Origin of the sequence: Ralstonia flatus, from assembly GCF_958439105.1 — a bacterium.
Taxonomy (GTDB): domain Bacteria; phylum Pseudomonadota; class Gammaproteobacteria; order Burkholderiales; family Burkholderiaceae; genus Ralstonia; species Ralstonia flatus.
Map to the genome: position 1 here is coordinate 111,195 of NZ_CAUDLI010000002.1, position 18,676 is coordinate 129,870.

Annotated in this window: 16 protein-coding genes and 1 tRNA gene; 13 read left to right on the plus strand and 4 right to left on the minus strand. The window is 64.5% G+C overall.

Annotated features, from left to right (window positions below):
- Positions 1 to 126: 126 nt before the first annotated feature.
- The 7 genes from R2676_RS04205 to R2676_RS04235 all read left to right on the plus strand — a co-directional run bounded on the left by R2676_RS04205 (position 127) and on the right by R2676_RS04235 (position 6,848).
- Positions 127 to 1,518 carry an ATP-binding protein gene (locus R2676_RS04205; RefSeq protein WP_206273888.1) on the plus strand — a complete coding sequence of 464 codons (1,392 nt, stop codon included), beginning with the start codon at positions 127 to 129 and terminating at the stop codon, positions 1,516 to 1,518.
- Positions 1,519 to 1,551: 33 nt separating this feature from the next.
- Positions 1,552 to 1,920: a response regulator gene (locus R2676_RS04210; protein WP_206273889.1), complete on the plus strand. Its 369-nt coding sequence runs from the start codon at positions 1,552 to 1,554 to the stop codon at positions 1,918 to 1,920.
- The gene (locus R2676_RS04215; RefSeq protein WP_206273890.1) at positions 1,913 to 2,524 is read left to right on the plus strand and encodes a chemotaxis protein CheC; all 612 of its coding nucleotides are present in this window, start codon (positions 1,913 to 1,915) and stop codon (positions 2,522 to 2,524) included. The genes R2676_RS04210 and R2676_RS04215 overlap by 8 nt, the downstream gene beginning before the upstream one ends.
- 36 nt (positions 2,525 to 2,560) lie before the next feature.
- Entirely contained in the window at positions 2,561 to 3,982 is a 1,422-nt protein-coding gene (locus R2676_RS04220; protein ID WP_206273891.1) for an HD domain-containing phosphohydrolase, read from the plus strand.
- Between the two features lie 20 nt (positions 3,983 to 4,002).
- Complete coding sequence (locus tag R2676_RS04225) at positions 4,003 to 5,121, plus strand: substrate-binding domain-containing protein (protein ID WP_410482479.1); 1,119 nt, start codon at positions 4,003 to 4,005, stop codon at positions 5,119 to 5,121.
- An 81-nt stretch (positions 5,122 to 5,202) separates the two neighbouring features.
- The gene (locus tag R2676_RS04230; RefSeq protein WP_316856908.1) at positions 5,203 to 5,775 is read left to right on the plus strand and encodes a hypothetical protein; all 573 of its coding nucleotides are present in this window, start codon (positions 5,203 to 5,205) and stop codon (positions 5,773 to 5,775) included.
- On the plus strand, positions 5,730 to 6,848 hold the full coding sequence (locus R2676_RS04235; protein WP_316856907.1) for an ATP-binding protein: 1,119 nt from the start codon (positions 5,730 to 5,732) through the stop codon (positions 6,846 to 6,848). The genes R2676_RS04230 and R2676_RS04235 overlap by 46 nt, the downstream gene beginning before the upstream one ends.
- Before the next feature lie 206 nt (positions 6,849 to 7,054).
- Here the strand turns inward: R2676_RS04235 and R2676_RS04240 are convergent.
- Positions 7,055 to 7,139, minus strand: a tRNA-Leu gene (locus R2676_RS04240).
- 187 nt (positions 7,140 to 7,326) lie between these two features.
- Between R2676_RS04240 and blaOXA the strand changes: the two genes are divergently transcribed.
- The 3 genes from blaOXA to mctP all read left to right on the plus strand — a co-directional run bounded on the left by blaOXA (position 7,327) and on the right by mctP (position 10,874).
- Positions 7,327 to 8,154: an OXA-22 family class D beta-lactamase gene (blaOXA, locus tag R2676_RS04245; RefSeq protein WP_206273893.1), complete on the plus strand. Its 828-nt coding sequence runs from the start codon at positions 7,327 to 7,329 to the stop codon at positions 8,152 to 8,154.
- 1,032 nt (positions 8,155 to 9,186) lie between these two features.
- Positions 9,187 to 9,366 carry a DUF3311 domain-containing protein gene (locus R2676_RS04250; protein ID WP_027679584.1) on the plus strand — a complete coding sequence of 60 codons (180 nt, stop codon included), beginning with the start codon at positions 9,187 to 9,189 and terminating at the stop codon, positions 9,364 to 9,366.
- Positions 9,366 to 10,874 carry a monocarboxylate uptake permease MctP gene (gene mctP, locus R2676_RS04255; protein ID WP_206273997.1) on the plus strand — a complete coding sequence of 503 codons (1,509 nt, stop codon included), beginning with the start codon at positions 9,366 to 9,368 and terminating at the stop codon, positions 10,872 to 10,874. The genes R2676_RS04250 and mctP overlap by 1 nt, the downstream gene beginning before the upstream one ends.
- A gap of 97 nt (positions 10,875 to 10,971) precedes the next feature.
- Here the strand turns inward: mctP and R2676_RS04260 are convergent, their stop codons facing one another.
- Positions 10,972 to 12,096 carry an ATP-binding protein gene (locus R2676_RS04260; RefSeq protein WP_206273894.1) on the minus strand — a complete coding sequence of 375 codons (1,125 nt, stop codon included), beginning with the start codon at positions 12,094 to 12,096 and terminating at the stop codon, positions 10,972 to 10,974.
- A gap of 267 nt (positions 12,097 to 12,363) precedes the next feature.
- Between R2676_RS04260 and R2676_RS04265 the strand changes: the two genes are divergently transcribed.
- Complete coding sequence (locus R2676_RS04265) at positions 12,364 to 14,754, plus strand: hybrid sensor histidine kinase/response regulator (RefSeq protein ID WP_206273895.1); 2,391 nt, start codon at positions 12,364 to 12,366, stop codon at positions 14,752 to 14,754.
- A gap of 666 nt (positions 14,755 to 15,420) precedes the next feature.
- On the opposite strand, the gene R2676_RS04270 is transcribed toward R2676_RS04265, so the two are convergent.
- Positions 15,421 to 16,110, minus strand: a complete 690-nt coding sequence (locus tag R2676_RS04270; RefSeq protein WP_206273896.1) for a DUF2076 domain-containing protein — start codon at positions 16,108 to 16,110, stop codon at positions 15,421 to 15,423.
- Between the two features lie 109 nt (positions 16,111 to 16,219).
- A complete protein-coding gene (locus tag R2676_RS04275; RefSeq protein WP_206273897.1) occupies positions 16,220 to 17,191 on the minus strand; it encodes a GlxA family transcriptional regulator in 972 nt (323 codons plus the stop codon).
- Between the two features lie 97 nt (positions 17,192 to 17,288).
- On the opposite strand from R2676_RS04275, the gene R2676_RS04280 reads away from it, so the two are divergent.
- Complete coding sequence (locus R2676_RS04280) at positions 17,289 to 17,741, plus strand: tautomerase family protein (protein ID WP_206273898.1); 453 nt, start codon at positions 17,289 to 17,291, stop codon at positions 17,739 to 17,741.
- 27 nt (positions 17,742 to 17,768) lie between these two features.
- On the plus strand, positions 17,769 to 18,584 hold the full coding sequence (locus R2676_RS04285; RefSeq protein ID WP_206273899.1) for a dienelactone hydrolase family protein: 816 nt from the start codon (positions 17,769 to 17,771) through the stop codon (positions 18,582 to 18,584).
- The last annotated feature ends 92 nt before the right edge of the window (positions 18,585 to 18,676 follow it).

An 18,676-nucleotide genomic window follows, 5' to 3' on the forward strand; every position in this document is an offset into this window, starting at 1 on the left:
ATATTCCAGGGTTAATAGGGATTTATACGCATCTGCCTGGGCAAAATTCTGTCGATAGATAAACCAGCCGCCACGGAAAAGGCGGTTGATCGCGGGCATCTTTATGCCGCAGGAAGCGTGCCGGACATGACAGACATTACCCAACCCCAGTTATCTGATGCCATTGCGCAATTGGTCAGTTGCGGCGTGTTTTCCGTGGATCGTGAAATGCACATTTTGTCGTGGAACCGCTTTATGCAATATCACAGCGGTTGTTCCGCCGACGATGTGATCGGTAAGGACATGTTTGCGCTGTTTCCGGAGCTGCCCGAGAAATGGCTGCGCAAGAAAATCGAAAGCGTATTCATCCTGGGTGTCTCTGCGTACACATCGTGGGAGCACCGCCCGTATCTGTTCCGTTTTCGGCATACCCGGCCCATAACCGACACGATCGAATGGATGCAGCAGAACTGCAGTTTTATTCCGATCGAAGATGCAAATGGTGCCGTTATCGCGGTAGGAATTACCTTGCTCGATGCGACCGACGTGTGCCTGGCGTACGGCGAATTGAAGAAGCGCGAAAAAACCGTAACCGATGCCCTGCAGGAACTCACTGTTCGTAACGCGCAGCTGAGCGCGCTGAACGAAGAGCTCGCCCAGGCACACCAGCAATTGCTGCAATCGGAAAAGCTCGCCGCCATTGGTCAGCTCGCTGCCGGTATTGCGCACGAGATCAACAACCCCGTGGGGTTCGTGCTCTCGAACCTGAACAGCCTGCAGCGCTACATGAACACGCTGCTCGACTACGCTCGTCATCTGGATCAGTTGATTGGCCGTCACGCGCCCTCGCTCGATGGGCAGCTTCTGGCGCTTGCGCAGGCGGCTGACATCGAATTCCTGGCCGAAGACGGGCCCGCACTGGTGGCTGAATCGCAGGAAGGCCTGACCCGCGTGCGCGACATCGTGGTGGACCTGAGGGATTTCTCCCGCGTGGACAGCGCCCACCAGTGGGACCAGGTCGACATTCACCGCTGCATCGAGTCGACGCTGAACATCGTCCACAACGAAATCAAGTACCAGGCTGACCTGGTGCGCGAGTACAGCGAGTTGCCGCCCGTAACCTGCATCCCGTCGCAGATCAATCAGGTGGTGCTGAACCTGGTGGTCAACGCGGCGCAGTCATATGCGGGCAAGGCCACGCAGGGCGGTGAGCGCGGCACCATTGCCGTTCGCACCGGGGCCGATCCGACACACCCTGATTCGATCTGGTTTGAGGTGGCGGATGCCGGCAGCGGCATCGCACCCGAAAACCTGAAGCGCATCTTCGATCCGTTTTTCACCACGAAGCCGGTTGGCAAGGGCACCGGGTTGGGGCTGTCGCTCACCTACGGCATCGTCAGATCGCATGGCGGGCGCATCGACGTGTCGAGCACGGTCGGCGAGGGCACGACTTTCCGTGTCACCTTGCCACGTTGCAGGCCGGACGCCCCGCCTGTCGAACAACAATTGCCGGCTGCCACTGCGCTGGCCGCTACATAAGTCTCACGCTCTACGCCTGAAGGGGGACACATCATGGCGCTACCTGTGCTCGTTGCCGACGATTCGTCGCTGGCACGCAAGCTTCTGATCAACGCGTTGCCCGACGACTGGGATGTCGAGGTCACGCAGGCCTCCAACGGTGTGCAAGCGCTGGAGCTGTTTCGCGCCGGCAAAGGCACGGTCGTTTTCCTCGATCTGACGATGCCGGACATGGATGGCTTCCAGGTGCTCGAGCACATCCGCAAGGCCGGCGACGACGCCTTCGTCATCGTGGTGTCTGCCGACATCCAGTCGGGCGCCGTCGAGCGCGTCAAGGACCTCGGCGCCATCGGCTTCATTGCGAAGCCCGTCTCGGCCGAGCGCATTGTTCCCATCCTGCGGGGGTACGGTCTCTATGAATGACCTGACACTGAACGAAGACCAGCGCGACGCTCTGCAGGAAATCGCCAATATCGGCATGGGCAAGGCGGGGGCGGCGCTGGCGGAACTGCTGGGCGCATTTGTGACGCTGTCGGTGCCGGGCATCAAGCTGGTCAACGCGGCACAACTGAAGGGCGAACTGCTGGGCCGCGATATGGCGGGCGACGCGCCATCGCCTGTGCGTCAGGCATTTCAGTCCGACATTTCCGGCGAGGCGATCGTGCTGTTCGGCAACGACGGCCGCGAAGAACTCGAAGAACTGATGGGCTACGGCGATGCCGACGTCAACAGCGAAAGCGAAGCCCTGTCCGACATTGCCAACCTGCTCGTCGGGGCCTGTGTACGCAGCGTATTTGAGCAACTCGGCCGCAACCTGTCGTTTTCGCGGCCAAGCTTTGTTCCCACTGCGGTGCTCCAGCAAGCCTTGTCAGGCGAACAGTTCGATCGTTGGGATGTGGCCCTGTTGCTGGAGGTGCGCTTCACCCTCGAGCGCGGCGGCTTTGTGGCCCAGTTGGTGATGCTGTTGCCTGAAACCGCCATCCGAAGAATGAAGCAGGCGCTGGAGCAATTCCTGCAGGCGCTCTGAGACGCGCCCCCCAGCCATCGAACCGAGACGACAGCCATGCTTGTTTACGACGAAGACACCGCGCTAGCGAGTGCGCCCGACATCAAGACCGACGCGCAGCCCGACAGCGCCCCGACCCCTGCAACGCCTACCGAAGCCACGCCCTTGATCCTCCTGGTTGACGATGAGCCAGGCGTGCTCTCGTCGCTGCGCAGGCTGCTGCGGCCCACGGGCTACCGCGTGATCACCGCCGACGGTGGTGCCGCCGCGCTCGACATGTTGTCGGTGTATCCGGTGGATCTGATCATCTCCGATATGCGCATGCCCGGTATGAACGGCGCCGAGTTCCTGGCACGTGCCCGTGAGCGTTATCCCGACATCATGCGGATCCTGCTCACCGGCTACTCCGAAGTCGATTCGGCCGTGCGTGCCATCAACGAGGGCGGCGTCTATCGCTACCTCAACAAACCGTGGGACGACCAGGATCTGCTGCTCACCGTCAAGCATGCGATCGAGCAGCGCACGCTCGCATGCGAGGCGCGGCGCCTGAGCGAGTTGACGCAGCGCCAGAACGAGACGCTGCAGCAATTGAATGCCGGGCTTGAGACCCAGGTGCAGGCCCGTACCGAAGAGATTCGCCAGACCGTGATGTTCCTGGAGGGCGCGCAGCGTGACCAGAAAGCGAACTTCACCAATATGGTCAAGGTATGCGCCAGCATGATCGAGATGCGCTGCGGTGCCATGGCGCGCCAGTCGCTGCGCGTGGCCGATCTCGCACGCCGCATTGCCATCGAATGCGGGCTGACCGGGCTGCAGGTGCAGGACATTTTCCACGCGGGCCTGCTGCACGGCATCGGCAAGTTGTCGCTGCCCGATGCGCTGTTGCGTACATCGCTCGACAGGCTCTCGGCTGAACAGGCACAGCAGTTCTATCAGCATCCGCTGCGTGCGCAGATGGTGCTCACACCCGTGCCGCAGCTCGAGCACGTGGCCCAGATCATCCGGCACCAGTACGAACGCTTCAATGGCCGCGGTACGCCCGATCGATTTGCCGGATCGGCCATCCCGATCGGCGCACGCATCGTGGCTGTGGCTCGCGATTTCGAGGGGCTGCTGGCAGGCGAGATCGTCAAGAACCACGTTTCGGGCGATCAAGCCCTGGAGATGATCAAGGCGCAATCGGGCCTGCGCTATGACCCCGATGTGGTCGTGCGCTTCGTGGCCGTGCTCCGCCAGCAGGGCGAGGTGATGCCCGTGCGGCAGATCACTGCAGCCGAACTGCGGGAAGGCATGCGGTTGGCCGACGATCTGCTTACGCGCCGCGGTGTGCTGCTCATTACACGGGACAGCATCGTCAGTGCTCATCAGGTCTTGCAGATCAAACGCTTCGAAACCCACGAGGATGTGCCGTTCGCGATTCTTGTCTATGCGCCCGTGCCGAATGCGACGCCTGCAGCAGAGGCTCCACCAGCAGCGTGACGGATGACCGGGAGGCGGCGATGATCCGAAGCAGCGTCAAGCGCATGCGTGCATACCTGCTGTGGGCATGCGGGTGCGCAGCGATGGCGGGCCAGGCGGTGGCCTCCGGCGTCATCGCCGACGACGCACGCATGCAGCAGATCGTCGCGCGCGCCAGCGAACACGGGGCCCGTTGGGATGGTCCCCAGACGGGCCCTCGTGCGCCGGTCGGCATCACGCTGGCGGTCGTGAGTGAAGACCTGCGCAACGGCGGCATCCTTGGCGTTGCGAAAGGCATCAAGGAGGCCGCTGGGGCCATCGGCTGGAAAATCCGCGTCTTTGACGCCGTCGGGACGCCCGAGGGGCGCAAGCGTGCGATGGCATCGGCCCTGGCGCTGCAACCGGACGGCGTGGTGCTCGTGGGAGGCGACGCTCGCGAAATGCAGGCAGCGTTGTTGCCGTTCGTACGGCAGGGCAGGCCCGTAGTCGGGTGGCACGTTGCCGCCACGGCCGGCACCATCGCTGACAGCCCGATCGCCATCAATGTCTCCACCGACCCGATGGCTGTCGCCCGCCTCACGGCCATGGCGGCTGTAGTGGAATCCGGCGGCCATGCCAACGTGGTCATCTTTACCGACTCCAACTTCCAGATTGCCAGTGCGAAGGCTGCAGCCATGGCCGAGGTGATCCGCGCATGCAAGGGCTGCCGCTTGCTGGCCGTCGAGGACGTACCGATCTCCGGCAGCGCGCAGGCCATGCCCGCCGTCATGCGGCGTCTGCTGGAACGGCATGGCCGCGTGTGGACGCATGCACTGGCCATCAACGACATCTACTTCGATTACGCAGCCGCCGAGCTGACCCGCGCCGGCAAGCCCGACGGCATTCACATGCTGTCTGCCGGCGACGGCAGTGCCGCGGCGTTCCTGCGCATCCAGGCCGGCGCGTTCCAGACGAGCACGGTGGCCGAGCCGTTGAACCTGCAAGGCTGGCAACTGGTGGACGAAGTGAACCGGCTGCTCGCCCATCAGGCGGTCACCGGCTATGTGGCTCCGGTGCATCTGGTGACGGCCAAGAATGTCGCCTTCGATGGCGGGCCGCTCGGGCAATACGACCCCGACAACGGCTACCGTGCCGTGTATCGCCGGATATGGGGCCGTTGAATGTTCAGCGCAGCCGCTGCTATCCGGTGCGCGCGCATGCCGCGGTACGGTCTGTGGCCGAGATCGCTCGGGCGTCAATTCATGCTGGTCGTCGCCATGCTGGCGCTGTTGATCTCGGCAGGCGGCATCACGGCGGTCTATGCGCTGCGCACGTCGGCAGAAGCCACGCGCAGGCTGGCCAGCGAGCAGCTCATGCAATTGCGCGAGGCGCAGGAACTCGTTCAGCGCACGTTGTTGATTGAGCGCGAATCCGCGCAGTTGGAAAAGACCTCGTCGGTGGAAGCCCTGCGTCGGCACTACGCGGAGATTTTGCGCAACCTGGAAGCGTTCGAGCAGTTGTCCGAACGGCTCGCTGCAACCGACGACGACATTGAAGTGCTCGATCTGCATCAGTCGACTCAGCTGTTTCGCAACGTCGTCAATATCGTCGCGCAATGGTGGGAAAGCGAGCTGCAGCGTGCCGGAACTGCCGCAGCCTGCAGACGCCGGCATCCGAACGCAGCCTTGCCGGGCGCCGTTCCTTGGATGCGCTTTACATGCAGGCCGGCGCCATGGTGGTCTCGGCGCAGCAAGTGTCGGAGCAGCACACGCGGGCGTTTCAACAGGCGATGCAAGCATTGGCAGTGGTTTCCGAGCGCAATCAGCACTGGGTGACAGCGCTGCTTGCCACCAGTGTGGTATTCGCTTGCCTGGCCGCTTACGGGCTGCTCGGGCGCCATGTGCTTCAGCGCTTGCTGCAGGTCAGCCGCAGCTTGCGCGAAGGGCATTCGGACGGCGCGCCCAGTGCGGTCCCGGTCGACGGCGACGATGAGATCGGCCAGATGGCGCGCGCAGTCGAACAATTCCAGCGTGACCGATGGCAGCTTGCCTTGGCGCACGAGGCGCTGCAGGCCGAGCGTACGCGTCAGGAGCAGCTGCTGCATGAACTGGCCCAGACGCAGGGGCAGCTGCTGCAATCGGAAAAGATGGCGTCGATCGGCCAGCTCGCGGCCGGCGTGGCCCACGAGATCAACAATCCCGTCTCGTTTGTCAAAGCCAATCTGGGCAGTTTGCAGCGCTACGTTGGCGGATTGCTCGACGCGCTGTCAGCCTATGAATCCCACGAGGCAGAGTTGGCGCCTGCCTCGCGCGCTGCGCTTGCGCAGGTCAAGCAGGCGGCGGATCTTGAATACGTGCGCGAAGATGTGCCGGCCCTGTTGGCGGAATCCCAAGAGGGGCTGCAGCGGGTCAAGACCATCGTGCAGGGTCTCAAGGATTTCTCCCATGTGGAAGAAGCGCAGCCGCAGCCTGCCAATCTTGAAGCGTGTCTGGAAACCACCATCAAGATCGTCTGGAACGAACTGAAGTACAAGGTGGAACTGGTGCGTGAATATGGCGGAACCCCGGACATCGCGTGCAGGCCCACACAACTGAGCCAGGTCTTCATGAACCTGCTTGTCAATGCCGGACAAGCCATTCAAGAGCACGGCCGCATCACGCTGCGAACCGGCCATGATGCGGACAACGTCTGGGTGGAGGTGGAAGACACCGGCGGCGGCATTCGGCCCGAGCACCTCAGCCGCATCTTCGACCCGTTCTTCACGACCAAGCCCGTGGGCCTGGGAACGGGGCTCGGTCTGTCCATCTCCTACGGTATCGTGCGCAAGCATGGTGGGCAGATCGACGTGCGCAGCGAAGTCGGGCGGGGCACGTGTTTTCGGCTCGTCTTGCCGCTGCAAAGCCCCTGACGCCGCGGGCGCATTTGTCCGGCGGATGCCGCTACCGCGTGCGGTGCTCTGCCTGTGCATGGCATCGGCGGCGCTGGGGGTCATGGGGCGATGTGAGGCGGCTCAGGACGATGTGCGGACCGCCTCCGTCGGGACAACAAAAAACCCGCGAGGCTCATCGCCACGCGGGTTTTTTGGTCGCCCCTGAACTGCTTGGGACTGTATCTTGGTGCCCAGGAGAGGACTCGAACCTCCACGGAGTTACCCGCTAGTACCTGAAACTAGTGCGTCTACCAATTCCGCCACCTGGGCTAGGTGAGCGGCGCATTCTACCGACCCCAAAAAAATTTGCAAGCCCTTCTTTTCTGCTCGGCTATTCCTGCGGCGCGCCGGCGCGCTGGCGTTACAGCCGTTACGCGTGTGGCGGTCAGCAGCGCGGGGACCTCGCTGCTACGCTGCGGCGCAGTTGTCCGCATTCCCCCCAACATGAGGTTGATCGATGACGAAACTCCGCCACGCCGCCACCGGCGCCCTGCTGGCCGCGCTTGCCACGTTTGCCCACGCCGAGCACCCGATCTGCACGATCGTGGCCGATGCCGCCACGGGCAAGGCCGTCTTGCACGAAGGCAAGTGCGACGAGCGCGTGACCCCCGCTTCCACCTTCAAGCTCGCACTGGCCGTCATGGGCTTTGACCACGGCTTCCTGAAAGACGAGCACACCCCGGTCGAGCACTTCAGGCGCGGCGATCCCGACTGGGGCGGCGAAGCCTGGCGCCAGCCCGTCGACCCGGCGCTGTGGCTCAAGTATTCGGTGGTCTGGTATTCGCAGCGCATTACGCATGCGATGGGCGCGCAAGCGTTCCAGGCCTATGTGCGCAAGCTCGACTACGGCAACATGGATGTGAGCGGAGACCCGGGCAAGAACAACGGCATGGACCGCTCGTGGATCACCTCGTCGCTGAAGATCTCGCCGGAGGAGCAAGTCGGCTTCATGCGCAGGATCGTCAATCGGCAGTTGCCGGTGTCTGCGCGCACTTACGAGATGGTCGACCGTACCGTGCAGACCTGGCAGGTGCCGGGCGGTTGGTCAGTGCAGGGCAAGACGGGCACCGCTGGCCCGGCGCCGGGCAATACGTCGCCCGACGGCACGTGGGACCAGGCGCACGCTTACGGCTGGTTTGTCGGCTGGGCCAAGAAGGGTGACAAGACTTACGTGTTTGCCAACCTGATCCAGGACGACAAGGTCGAGCCGACATCGGGCGGCATCCGCTCGCGCGACGCGCTGCTTGCGCGCCTGCCGGAAGTGCTGGCCTTTGCCGGGCACTGACCACCGGCGTCACTCAGGCATGACGGTGCTCGGCCTGGGTGCGCACCGTTGCCTCATCCACGCCGAGCGCCGCTGAGCGCTGCGCAAGGTCTCCAGCGATACGGCCGACCGTCGAAAGCGTGGCCCTCCGAAGGCCTGCCAAAAAAATACCCGGCGAGGGGAAGCCGGGCTAAGTGGGATGTGAATGGGTAAGACGGCGCCACGTTACCCCTATTTCCTTGGCAAGATTGAAAACAAAATAAAAACGCAGCGCGGTTTTGAATGTTTGCTCTAAAGAAACAGGCGCTTGAATATAATGTTGTTTAGGGGTTTTTGCTCATGGCTAGGCCGTTTGCGGGTTGCTGGCAAACGATTTCCTTTTGAATCAAGCAGCCTGAAGATCGCCGCATCGTGCGTAAAGTCAGTGTCAAAGGCGGCGCATAAAACCTTGATTGTCTTGAGACGAATACGGCGATCTGTCCAATCAACTCCGTCTTTAATAGTCGAATTGGAATGGATAGGCTGGCCGTGGGGTGGCGTCCGTATGCGGGCCGCACCGAAAGCCGGTTCGTTCCGCTACGACGACGGCAAGCGCGGCATGCGCCGGAACGGGCAAGCAGGCGGCAGAGCGGCAGCGCCGCACCCTGCAGAAACCCTGGGCACGCCAGGGCTTATGCTGCGCCACAACAACCAACGGGGAGCCACTGCGGCTCCCCGTTGTGCGTGGTGCCATGCGGCACCGCAGCCGCTTGCATGTTGGGCACCTGCAATCGACCGATGTCTGTCGTGACAGGAATTCGTGAAAACCCTAGGAAACCCGCGCCCACCTTAGCGATTGGTTATTTCACGCGAAAAGTCTACGCTTACTGCGTAGTACTACGTGTGGCTGCTGCGTACAGGTGCGGATGGTTCTCCGGAAGGCGCGCGCTCACAGTGCGCCGGATAACAACAAGACGGAAAGCACACCGTCAGACATCCGTCTGGTCACGCATCGGGCGTGGCACCTCACCGGTTCAAAACAACATCCGAAGTCCCCGAACTAGGAGACAACCCATGAAGTTCTTGCTCGCACTGCCTTTCATCGGCCTGCTGTGGGTGCCGTTCTACAACCAGGAAACGCCTGCGCTGTTCGGCTTTCCGTTCTTCTACTGGTACCAGTTCCTGTGGGTGCCGCTCACCTCGCTGCTGATCTGGATCGTCTTCAAGAACGGTCAGAGCAAAGGAGAAGAATGATGGACGGACAGATCAACTGGACGGCGCTCAGCGTCTTCATCTTCTTCTTCGCGCTGGTCACGGTGCTGGGCTTCATCGCCTCGCGCTGGCAGCGCGGCAACTCCGACAAGGGCGCCCACATTGAAGAATGGGGCCTGGGCGGCCGCAACTTCGGCACCTGGATCACGTGGTTCCTGGTGGGCGGCGATTTCTACACCGCCTACACCGTCATCGCCGTGCCGGCACTCGTGTATGCCGTGGGTGCGTATGGCTTCTTCGCGCTGCCGTACACGATCCTGGTGTACCCGATCGTCTTCCTGATCATGCCCAAGCTGTGGAAGGTGGCGCATGCCAACGGCCACGTCACGGCGGCCGATGCGGTGTACGGCCGTTACGGCTCGCGCGCGCTGGAGTTTGCGGTGGCGCTGACGGGCGTGGTGGCGACGATGCCGTACATCGCCCTGCAGCTCATCGGCATGGAAGTCGTGATCAAGGCACTGGGCTTGACGGGCGAGCTGCCGCTGGCGGCCGCCTTCATCATCCTGGCGCTGTACACGTATTCCGCCGGCCTGCGGGCGCCGGCGCTCATCGCCTTCGTCAAAGACATCATGATCTACATCGTGGTGCTGGTGGCGGTGGTGCTGGTGCCGGCCAAGCTGGGCGGCTACGGCGCGGTGTTCGCCAATGCGCACGATGCGTTTGCCATCAAGGGCGGCGCCACGGGCCTGACGCTCAAGCCTGCGCAGTTCCTGCCGTTCGCCACGCTGGCGATTGGCTCGGCGCTGGCCGCGTTCATGTATCCGCACACGCTCACGGGCATCTTTGCCGCGCGCAGTGCAGACACCATCCGCAAGAACGCCGTCTTCCTGCCGGCCTACACGGTGCTGCTGGGCCTGATCGCGCTGCTGGGCTTCATGGCCTACGCCGCGGGCATCAAGGTCACCAACAACAACGACGTGGTGCCCGCGCTGTTCAACGCGCTGTTCCCGAGCTGGTTCACGGGCTTTGCGTTCTCGGCCATCGCCATCGGTGCGCTGGTGCCGGCGGCGGTCATGTCGATTGGTGCGGCCAACCTGTTCACCCGCAACTTCTGGAAGCCCTACGTGGCCCCGGACCTCTCGCACGCCGGCGAGGAAAAGGTGGCCAAGGTGATCTCGCTGATCGTCAAGGCGGGCGCGCTGGTGTTCATCCTGTTCCTGCCGACCAAGTTCGCGCTCGACCTGCAGCTGCTGGGCGGCGTGTGGATCGTGCAGACCTTCCCGTCGGTGGTGTTCGGGCTGTTCAACATCTCGAACCGCTTCCGTGCACCGGCGCTGCTGACCGGGTGGGCGGCGGGCATGATCGCCGGCAGCTGGTTGGCGTTCTCCGACGGCATCAAGCCCGTGCACACCTTTGTGATTGGCGGCGACAAGTACACCGTCTACACGGGCCTGGCTGCACTGGCCTTCAACATCATCGTTGCGGTGGTCGTGCAGTTGCTGATGGGCAAGCGTGGCGAGCAAGCCGCCGCGCTGCGTCAGGCGGGCTGATCGACGCTGCCGATTTGCAAGCAGCAAGCAGCAAGAGAAAAGGGCCGGTACCTCAGGGTGCCGGCCCTTTTTTTTCATGCTCGGCGACCGGCAACGGTCAAGCCGTTACCAAAAGAGGAATCCGTACGGTGAACGTCGTGCCGTGTTCCGATGACTGCACGTCGATCGTCCCGTGATGTGCCTGGACGATGCAGCGGCAGATGTACAGGCCAAGCCCGATGCCGGCCGCGCTTCCGGTCTGGTCCGGCCGCTGCGCGCGGGTGAGCGGATCGAACAAGGTCGGGAAAGCAGCGGGCGGGATGGGGTTGCCCTCGTTGGAAACGGCGACCGTCATCTGCCCGTCGCGCCCGGCCGCCTCGATACCGACGCGCCCTGTCCCGTAACGCACCGCATTGGTCAACAGATTGACCAGCAACTGGCCCATCCGGCTGCCGTCCCACCTGCCCCGCAGATCGCCGGCCAGGCGCAGGTCGATCTGCGCGTCGGGGTACGACGCACACACCTCGTCGATGGCGTCGCTGCACAGTCGCCCCATGTCCTGGCTACTGAAACTCGTAGGCAGGAAATCGCCCAGGCGCGTGCGTGTAAAGATGAGCAAGTCGTCGATCATCTGTTGCACGCGCATCGCACCGCGCTGGATGAAGGCGACTGCCCGAAGGCTGCGCGAAGACAGGCCATCGTCGTGCAGCAGTGTTTCTGAGGAAGCCAGGATTGCGCCGAGCGGGGAGCGCAGGTCATGCGCGAGCACGCCCGCAAACAGGTCTCGCGCGCGCTCGGTCTGCTGGGCATGCTGGCGCACCGATTCCGCAAGCATCTGATCGATGGCCTCGTTGAACCGGGTCATCTCTTGCAGGGCCAGGCCGTGCGCCTGCGGATCCTGCCGCCACCGGCGCAGCACGCTGGCGCGCAGGGCGCGGTACTCCGCCACCACATCGTTGATGTCGAAACCGTGCGAGAGGCGGTCGTCGGCATGCTCGTGGGCGGCTTCATTGAAGCCCGATTCCGATGGCGCACGGTCTCCCACGGATTTCGCGTGCTGTTGTGCCGGCGTCTGTCCTTCGCGCATATCGGCTGCAATCCGCAGCAGAAGCTCGCGCGCCGAGTTGCGCAGTTGCCGCTCGGAGAGCCGAGGGCGGCCGCCGCCGCTGATCCTGCGCGCGTATTCCGTCCAGTCGTCAATGAGGCCTGTGAGGTTGGCCTCGATGAAGTCGGAAAGGTTCATGGGTTTCCTTGATGGTGGCGAAAGCCATGTTGGGAGGCGTGTTCGACGCATTGCCGGATTGTCCATGCCGGGGCAAGGGTCAATGCTCGGCGCCGTTGTTCCAAGGTATGCAAACTGCGTTGGCCTTGCCAGTCGAGTCTCACGATGATTTTTGAAGCCGCAATCCAACACCGCGCCGCTGCACGCAGGAGACGTCATAGGCACACTAGTTGCTGCCCTGTGCCGACACCGTGTGCGGCGCTGCCCTGCATGCCCACCCGCTAACTCATGAACGACGCTGCCCCATCTTCCTCCGAATTTGGCTCTGCATGGCTCCGGCTGTGGGCCGAATCCACTGCGGATTACTCCATCTTTGCCGTGTCGCTGGACGGCGTCGTCATGACATGGAACCCAGGCGGTGAGCGCATTCAGGGCTATCGGCCGGACGAGATTATTGGCCGCCCGCTTGCCCTTCTATATCCGCCGGAAGACCGAGCGCTAGGCGCTCCGCAGGTGGCGCTGCGTGCCGCCGCCGAAACTGGGCGGCACGTCGAGGAGGGATGGCGCATCCGCAAGGACGGCACGCCGTTCTGGGCGAGCGTCGCCATGACGGCGCTGCGCGACAGCCACAACGCGTTGATCGGGTTCGGCACCGTGATCAGCGACATCAGCGACAAGAAGGCCGCCCACGACGCCGTGCTCAAAAGCGAGCGGAGCTTCCGCCTGCTGGTGCAGGGGGTGACGGACTACGCCATCTTCATGCTGTCGACCGATGGGCACATCACGAGCTGGAACGCCGGCGCGCGGCGCATCAAGGGCTATGCCGAAGACGAGATCATCGGTTCCCACTTTTCGCGGTTCTACACGCCCGAGGATGTTGCGGCCGGCGTGCCGTTTCGGGGCCTGGAGACCGCCCGGCGTGAAGGGCGATTCGAAGCCGAAGGCTGGCGCGTGCGCAGCGACGGAAGCCGCTTCTTCGCGCACGTCATCATCGATGCCATCTACGAAGATGGCGAGCTGGTCGGCTTCGCAAAGGTCACGCGCGACATCACGGAACGACGACGCGCCAGCGAGCAACTGGAGCAAACGCAAAGAGCGCTGTTCCAGGCCCAGAAGATGGAAGCCCTGGGCAAGCTCACGGGCGGCGTTGCGCACGATTTCAACAACGTGCTGCAGGTGCTGCGCGGCAACCTCGAACTGCTCGAAAGCCGCCATGGGCGTGACGCGTGGAGCGCCGAGCGGCTGGGCAACGCCATCGACGCCGTCGACCGGGGTGCCAAGCTTGCCGCCCAGTTGCTGGCCTTCGGCCGGCAGCAGCCGCTTGCGCCCGTGGTGATCAACCCGGCGCGGCAGCTGCGCGCCATGGACGATCTGCTGCGGCGTGCGCTGGGCGAGGCGATCGAGATCGAATCGGTGGTCGCGGGCGGGCTGTGGAATATCGCGGTCGATCCGCATCAGTTCGAGAACGTCATCCTGAACCTGGCCATCAACGCGCGAGATGCGATGCCCGAAGGCGGCAAGCTCACGCTCGAACTCTCCAACGCCACGCTCGACGACGACTATGTCGTAGCGCTGCCCGACGTGCCGGCCGGACAGTACGTCATGCTGGCCGTGACGGACACCGGCACGGGCATGAGCCCGGAAGTCATCGAGCGCGCCTTCGACCCGTTCTTCAGCACCAAGCGCGAAGGCGAGGGCACTGGCCTGGGGCTCAGCATGGCCTACGGTTTCGTCAAACAAAGCGGCGGCCATATCCGGCTCTACAGCGAGGTCGGAGAGGGCACCACGGTGCGCGTCTATCTGCCCCGCTCCACCGGCACGGCGGTCGAGCCCGCACGTGCGAGGGGCGGGGTGCTCAAGCACGGCAACGAGACGGTCCTTGTTGTGGAAGACGACGCAAAGGTTCGCGAAACCGTCGTCGATCTGCTCAGCGGCCTGGGCTATGCCGTGCTCAAGGCCAACAATGCGGAGCAGGCGCTGGCCGTGGTTGAAAGCGGCGTGCATATCGACCTGCTCTTCACCGACGTGGTCATGCCGGGCGCGCTGCGCAGTACGGAAATGGTGCAGAGAGCCGTGCAGACACTGCCCTCGCTCAAGGTGCTTTACACCTCCGGCTACACGCAGAACGCCATCGTCCACGACGGCAGGCTCGATCCGGGCGTCGAGCTGCTGAGCAAGCCGTACAGCCGCCAGCAGCTGGCCTTCAAGATCCGCCAGGTGCTCGGAAGCGACGCGGCGCAATCGGCCGGACCGGAGGAAGGAGGCGAGCCACCCGACCTGGACACGGACGCAGTGTGGGAGCCGGCGCGCCTGCGCATCCTCGTGGTGGAGGACGACGCTTCCTTGCGTGGCGCCGTGTGCGAACTGTTGATGCTGATCGGGATCACGCCCGAGCAGGCGGCCAGCGGCGCGCAGGCGCTCGAAGCCCTGCGGGCGCAGGCGTTCGACGTTTTGTTTACGGACGTCATCATGCCCGACATGTCCGGCACTGAACTCGCGCAGCACGCGGTTGCGCTGCATCCGGACCTGCGGGTCATCTTCGCCTCCGGCAACCCCATTCCCAACCACGATAGCTTTGCGTTCAGGTGGACGGCGCTTCGCAAGCCTTACACGCTCGATCAGCTGCAACACGCACTGCAATCGATGATGGTGCGGGAGCGATCGGCCACCAGCACATAGCCGGGCGTGGAGGTCCGAGCGCCGCGTTCGGGCCTCAAAGGCCCGTGCTCCACCGTGCGAGGCTCACGCACGACCCTCGAACTGCGGAACGCCGCTGTTTTGGCTCGAAATTTTCGACCTCCGAGAGCCGTGCGCCAGGGTCAAACTGTGGAGCACGAGCCTCCGACCGTGGCGCTCGACTGTCCGAGGCTGGAGCGCGGCTCTCCGAGGTCGAAAATTTGAAGCTCGAAGAGCCGGGCGCGAGGGGCAGACTGTGGAGCGCGAGGGTCTGACGGTGATGCTCGACGCTTGGAGGGTCGAGATCGAGTGTTTGAGGGTCGAGCGTGGGACTTCGGGCTTGGCGCTTGGGTGTCTGAGGGTCGAGCTTGGGTGTCTGGGGGTGGGGCGCGGAGCATTTGGCGTGACGCCCCGCAAATCAGACCTGCGCCGCCGGCCCCATCGCTATAATCCCGCCCCTGCCGCGCCAACCGCAGCCTGTCGACAGGCATGCGCGCCATCAAGGGCGGGCCGGGCGGAGCAGCCTTCGGGTTGGCTGGCTTCCTTGGGTGTCAGTTTTCCACCTCCGCTGTCGGGCCCGCCGCCCTGACTTCGCAAAGCGCTGTCCCGCCGGACGTCTTCTCCGGATCGAGGAGACGACGCTAGCGCACGCTCCCTGCGCTGCAACGACTAGCTGAACATCGAATCGTCATCCGAATAATCACCGCCGCCCAGGTCGCTGTCATCAATCAGCCCAAGGCTGTCGTCGCGCGACGCCGTGTTGGTCGTGGCGCTGTCGCTGTCGTAGTAGTTGTTGATGACCGTTTCCGTGGTGCCGCCCATCACCGGCTGCTGGCCGAAGAAACCGCCACCGCCGCTGTTGTGATGGAACATGTTCTCGATGCCCTGGAACAGCAGCGCGCCGCCTGCCACGCCGGCTGCCGTGGTCGCGACGCTGCCGAGTGTGCTGCCCAGGCCGCCGCTAAAGAAACCCGAGCGGGCGGGTTGCGCCGGCGCTGGCTGGGCCTGCGGCGGCACCTGCGGCATCTGTGCCGGGGCGGCCTGCTGCGGAGCGTATGCGGGCGCGGGCGCCGGGCTGCCGGCGTGGCTGCCCCAGTTGGTGGCCGAATCCATGAACGACGCGCTGCGGCCGGCCTGCGCCGCCTGCAACTGGTTCTGCAGCGTGGCGATCTGCGCCTGCGCCGATGCCAGTGCCTGGTCGAGCAGCATCGCCCGCTGCACGAGCAGATAGGCCGCGTCCGGCTGGCGGGCGACGGCATCGAGGATGCCGGCTTCGGCCTGCGGGTCCTTGACCCCGGCGCGCGCCTGCGTCAGTTGGGCCAGGAAGTTTTCCAGCGCTTGCTGTTCTTGCGGGGACATGGTGTGGATCCTGTCTGGGTGGATGCGACGTGACCAAGTTAGGCGTCAAGTCTTAAACGAAAATTAAAGCGCGGCGGCTTCTTGTGTAACGGCCTGTAACCCCAGGCGCCTAGACGGCCGGGCGATATTGGCTGGGGTTGGTGCCAGACACCTTGCGCATCAGGCGTCGCAGTGCGGTGGCGTCTTCGTAGCCTACGGCTTCGGCCACGAGGTCGATGGTCATGCGGCTCGATTCGATCAGCATGCGGGCGCGGTTCAGGCGCACGCTCTGCACCAGGGCGAGGGTGCTTCTGCCGGTGGCTTCCCGCACGTGCCGCGACAGTGTGCGTTGCGACATGGCCAGCTCGTCGGCCAGCGCCTGCACGCTCGGCGGATTGGGCAGGGCGGCTTCAATGCGTGCCACCAGCCGGGCAATCAGCGCGTTGCCGTTGGCCAGCATGGCGGGCACCACAAACGGCGCTTGCGCGTGGCGGCCGTCGATCAGCAGCACACGGCCCACGGCATCGGCCAGCGCCACGCCAAAGCGCGTGCGTAGCAGGTGCAGCATCAGGTCGGTCTGCGCAAAGGCGGCGCCGGCGGTGGTGATCGGGCCGTCGGCGCACACCATGCGGTCGGCGTCGACCGTGCATGCGGGTTCCCACTGCTGCAGCGTCGGGGCCAGCCACCAAGACGTGGTGACGCAGCGCCCCGGCAGCACGCCAGCCGCCTGCAGCAGAAACACCGCCGAGCACGATGCCGCCACCTGCCCGCCCGCCGCCACCTGCGCGGCCAGGGCGCGCGCTGCTCGCCGCGCATCGTCCTGCGCCAGGCGCGTGGCGATCACGCCGGCATGGTCGAGACCTACGCCCGGCACGATCCACGTGCTGCCATCGGGGCGCGGCCGCTTTGGCAAGCCGGCGGCCTCCACCTGCATGCCGTTGCCGAGCTGCACGCTGGGCGCGTCGGCTGACAGGACGCGCCAGGTCGGGCGCGGGGCCTTCACACGCGGCGCGAGTGTCGACGCGGCCTGCAGGATGTCGAGTGTGGCCGCCACGCTGGTGGCGTACGCGCCGGAGAGTACGAGGATGGTGAAATCCGCCATGACCAAAGTTGCCCGAAAGATGTCGAAATCGACACTGCCAGTCTAGCGGCTGCGCGGGTTCAATGCAGGCATGTCAACAACGCTCACGAGTGCCCACATGCCGAACATCCTCGTCAAGATTCCTGCCAACACCTTTGATGGCGACGCGCGCGCGACGCTTGCACGCCGCATCACCGAGGTGGCCGCGCAGGCCGAGCAGATTCCCGATGATCCGCGCCGGCGCGCCACGATCTGGGTGACGGTGGAAGAGGTGCCGGCCGCCTCCTGGTGGTGCGGCGGGGCGGACGTGACAACGCAAATGGTGCCGTGCCTGGCCGTCGCCCATGTGCCGGCCGGTGTGCTGGATGGTGCTGCGCGCGCACGCTTCGTTCAGCAGATGCACGAGGCGTTTGCGCAGGCGTTGCCGGCCGATGATGCGCGGCGCGTGGTGACCTCCGTGATGCTGCATGACGTGGCCGACGGCACCTGGGGTGTGAACGGCGCGCTGTGGACGCTGCCCGATTTCGTCAGGGCGGCTGGTTATGCGCATCTTCAGCACCTCGTCGCCTGAGCCAGGCCCTTCCAACGGAGCCCACGCATGACAAGCCAGCACACGCAGCAGGATGACAGCCTGGAAGATTTCACGCGCCGCCAGATCACCCTGGATGGCATTACCAAGACCGTGTATGTGGCCGGCACCGGGCCGGGCGTGATCGTCATGGCCGAGATGCCGGGCATCAGCCCGCACGTGGCGCGGTTTGCACGCTGGGTGCGCGATGCGGGGCTGACGGTCTACATGCCGTCGTTGTTCGGGCGCGATGGCGCGGTGCCCGAGGCGGAGGCGGGGGCAGAGGTGTTTCGCCACGCGTGCGTGAGCGCGGAGTTCCGAGCGTTTGCGGCCAACCAGTCGAGCCCCGTCACGCAATGGCTGCGCGCGCTGGCGCGGCTGGCCCATGCGGAGTGCGGCGGCCCGGGCGTGGGTGCCATCGGCATGTGCTTCACCGGCAATTTCGCGCTGACGATGATGCTGGAGCCGGCCATGCTGGCGCCGGTGCTGTGTCAGCCGTCTTTGCCGCTGAACGCGCCAGGCGGGATCGAGATCGCGCCCGAGGAGGCGGCGGCCGTGCGCCAACGGCTGGAGCAGCAAGACCTGACCGTGCTGGCTTACCGGTTTGCGGGCGACCGCTTTTGCCGTGCCGAGCGCTTTGCTGCGTATGCGGACGCTTTGGGGAACCGCTTTGTGCCGCGTGTGCTGCCCGACAGCGCTGCGCATCCGAATCCGCCGTCGTTCTTTGCCCAGCACGTGCCGTGTCCGCACAGCGTGGTGACCGCCCACCTGATCGACGCGGCCGGCGAGCCAACGTTGGCCGCTCGCGACGAGATCCTGGCGTTCTTCCGGCATCGCCTGGGCTGAGTGGGGGCTCACATGCGGGTGTGAGCCCGGCGCCGCCCGCTTCGGTGTAAACCCCGGGGCGTCGTCCGAGCAAATTGCTTTACAACTAAACT

Coding starts and splice junctions, on each gene's coding strand:
- R2676_RS04205 (WP_206273888.1), top strand. CDS start 127: ATGACAGACATTACCCAACCCCAGTTATCTGATGCCATTGCGCAATTG.
- R2676_RS04210 (WP_206273889.1), top strand. CDS start 1,552: ATGGCGCTACCTGTGCTCGTTGCCGACGATTCGTCGCTGGCACGCAAG.
- R2676_RS04215 (WP_206273890.1), top strand. CDS start 1,913: ATGAATGACCTGACACTGAACGAAGACCAGCGCGACGCTCTGCAGGAA.
- R2676_RS04220 (WP_206273891.1), top strand. CDS start 2,561: ATGCTTGTTTACGACGAAGACACCGCGCTAGCGAGTGCGCCCGACATC.
- R2676_RS04225 (WP_410482479.1), top strand. CDS start 4,003: ATGATCCGAAGCAGCGTCAAGCGCATGCGTGCATACCTGCTGTGGGCA.
- R2676_RS04230 (WP_316856908.1), top strand. CDS start 5,203: ATGCTGGTCGTCGCCATGCTGGCGCTGTTGATCTCGGCAGGCGGCATC.
- R2676_RS04235 (WP_316856907.1), top strand. CDS start 5,730: ATGCAAGCATTGGCAGTGGTTTCCGAGCGCAATCAGCACTGGGTGACA.
- blaOXA (WP_206273893.1), top strand. CDS start 7,327: ATGACGAAACTCCGCCACGCCGCCACCGGCGCCCTGCTGGCCGCGCTT.
- R2676_RS04250 (WP_027679584.1), top strand. CDS start 9,187: ATGAAGTTCTTGCTCGCACTGCCTTTCATCGGCCTGCTGTGGGTGCCG.
- mctP (WP_206273997.1), top strand. CDS start 9,366: ATGGACGGACAGATCAACTGGACGGCGCTCAGCGTCTTCATCTTCTTC.
- R2676_RS04260 (WP_206273894.1), bottom strand. CDS start 12,096: ATGAACCTTTCCGACTTCATCGAGGCCAACCTCACAGGCCTCATTGAC.
- R2676_RS04265 (WP_206273895.1), top strand. CDS start 12,364: ATGAACGACGCTGCCCCATCTTCCTCCGAATTTGGCTCTGCATGGCTC.
- R2676_RS04270 (WP_206273896.1), bottom strand. CDS start 16,110: ATGTCCCCGCAAGAACAGCAAGCGCTGGAAAACTTCCTGGCCCAACTG.
- R2676_RS04275 (WP_206273897.1), bottom strand. CDS start 17,191: ATGGCGGATTTCACCATCCTCGTACTCTCCGGCGCGTACGCCACCAGC.
- R2676_RS04280 (WP_206273898.1), top strand. CDS start 17,289: ATGCCGAACATCCTCGTCAAGATTCCTGCCAACACCTTTGATGGCGAC.
- R2676_RS04285 (WP_206273899.1), top strand. CDS start 17,769: ATGACAAGCCAGCACACGCAGCAGGATGACAGCCTGGAAGATTTCACG.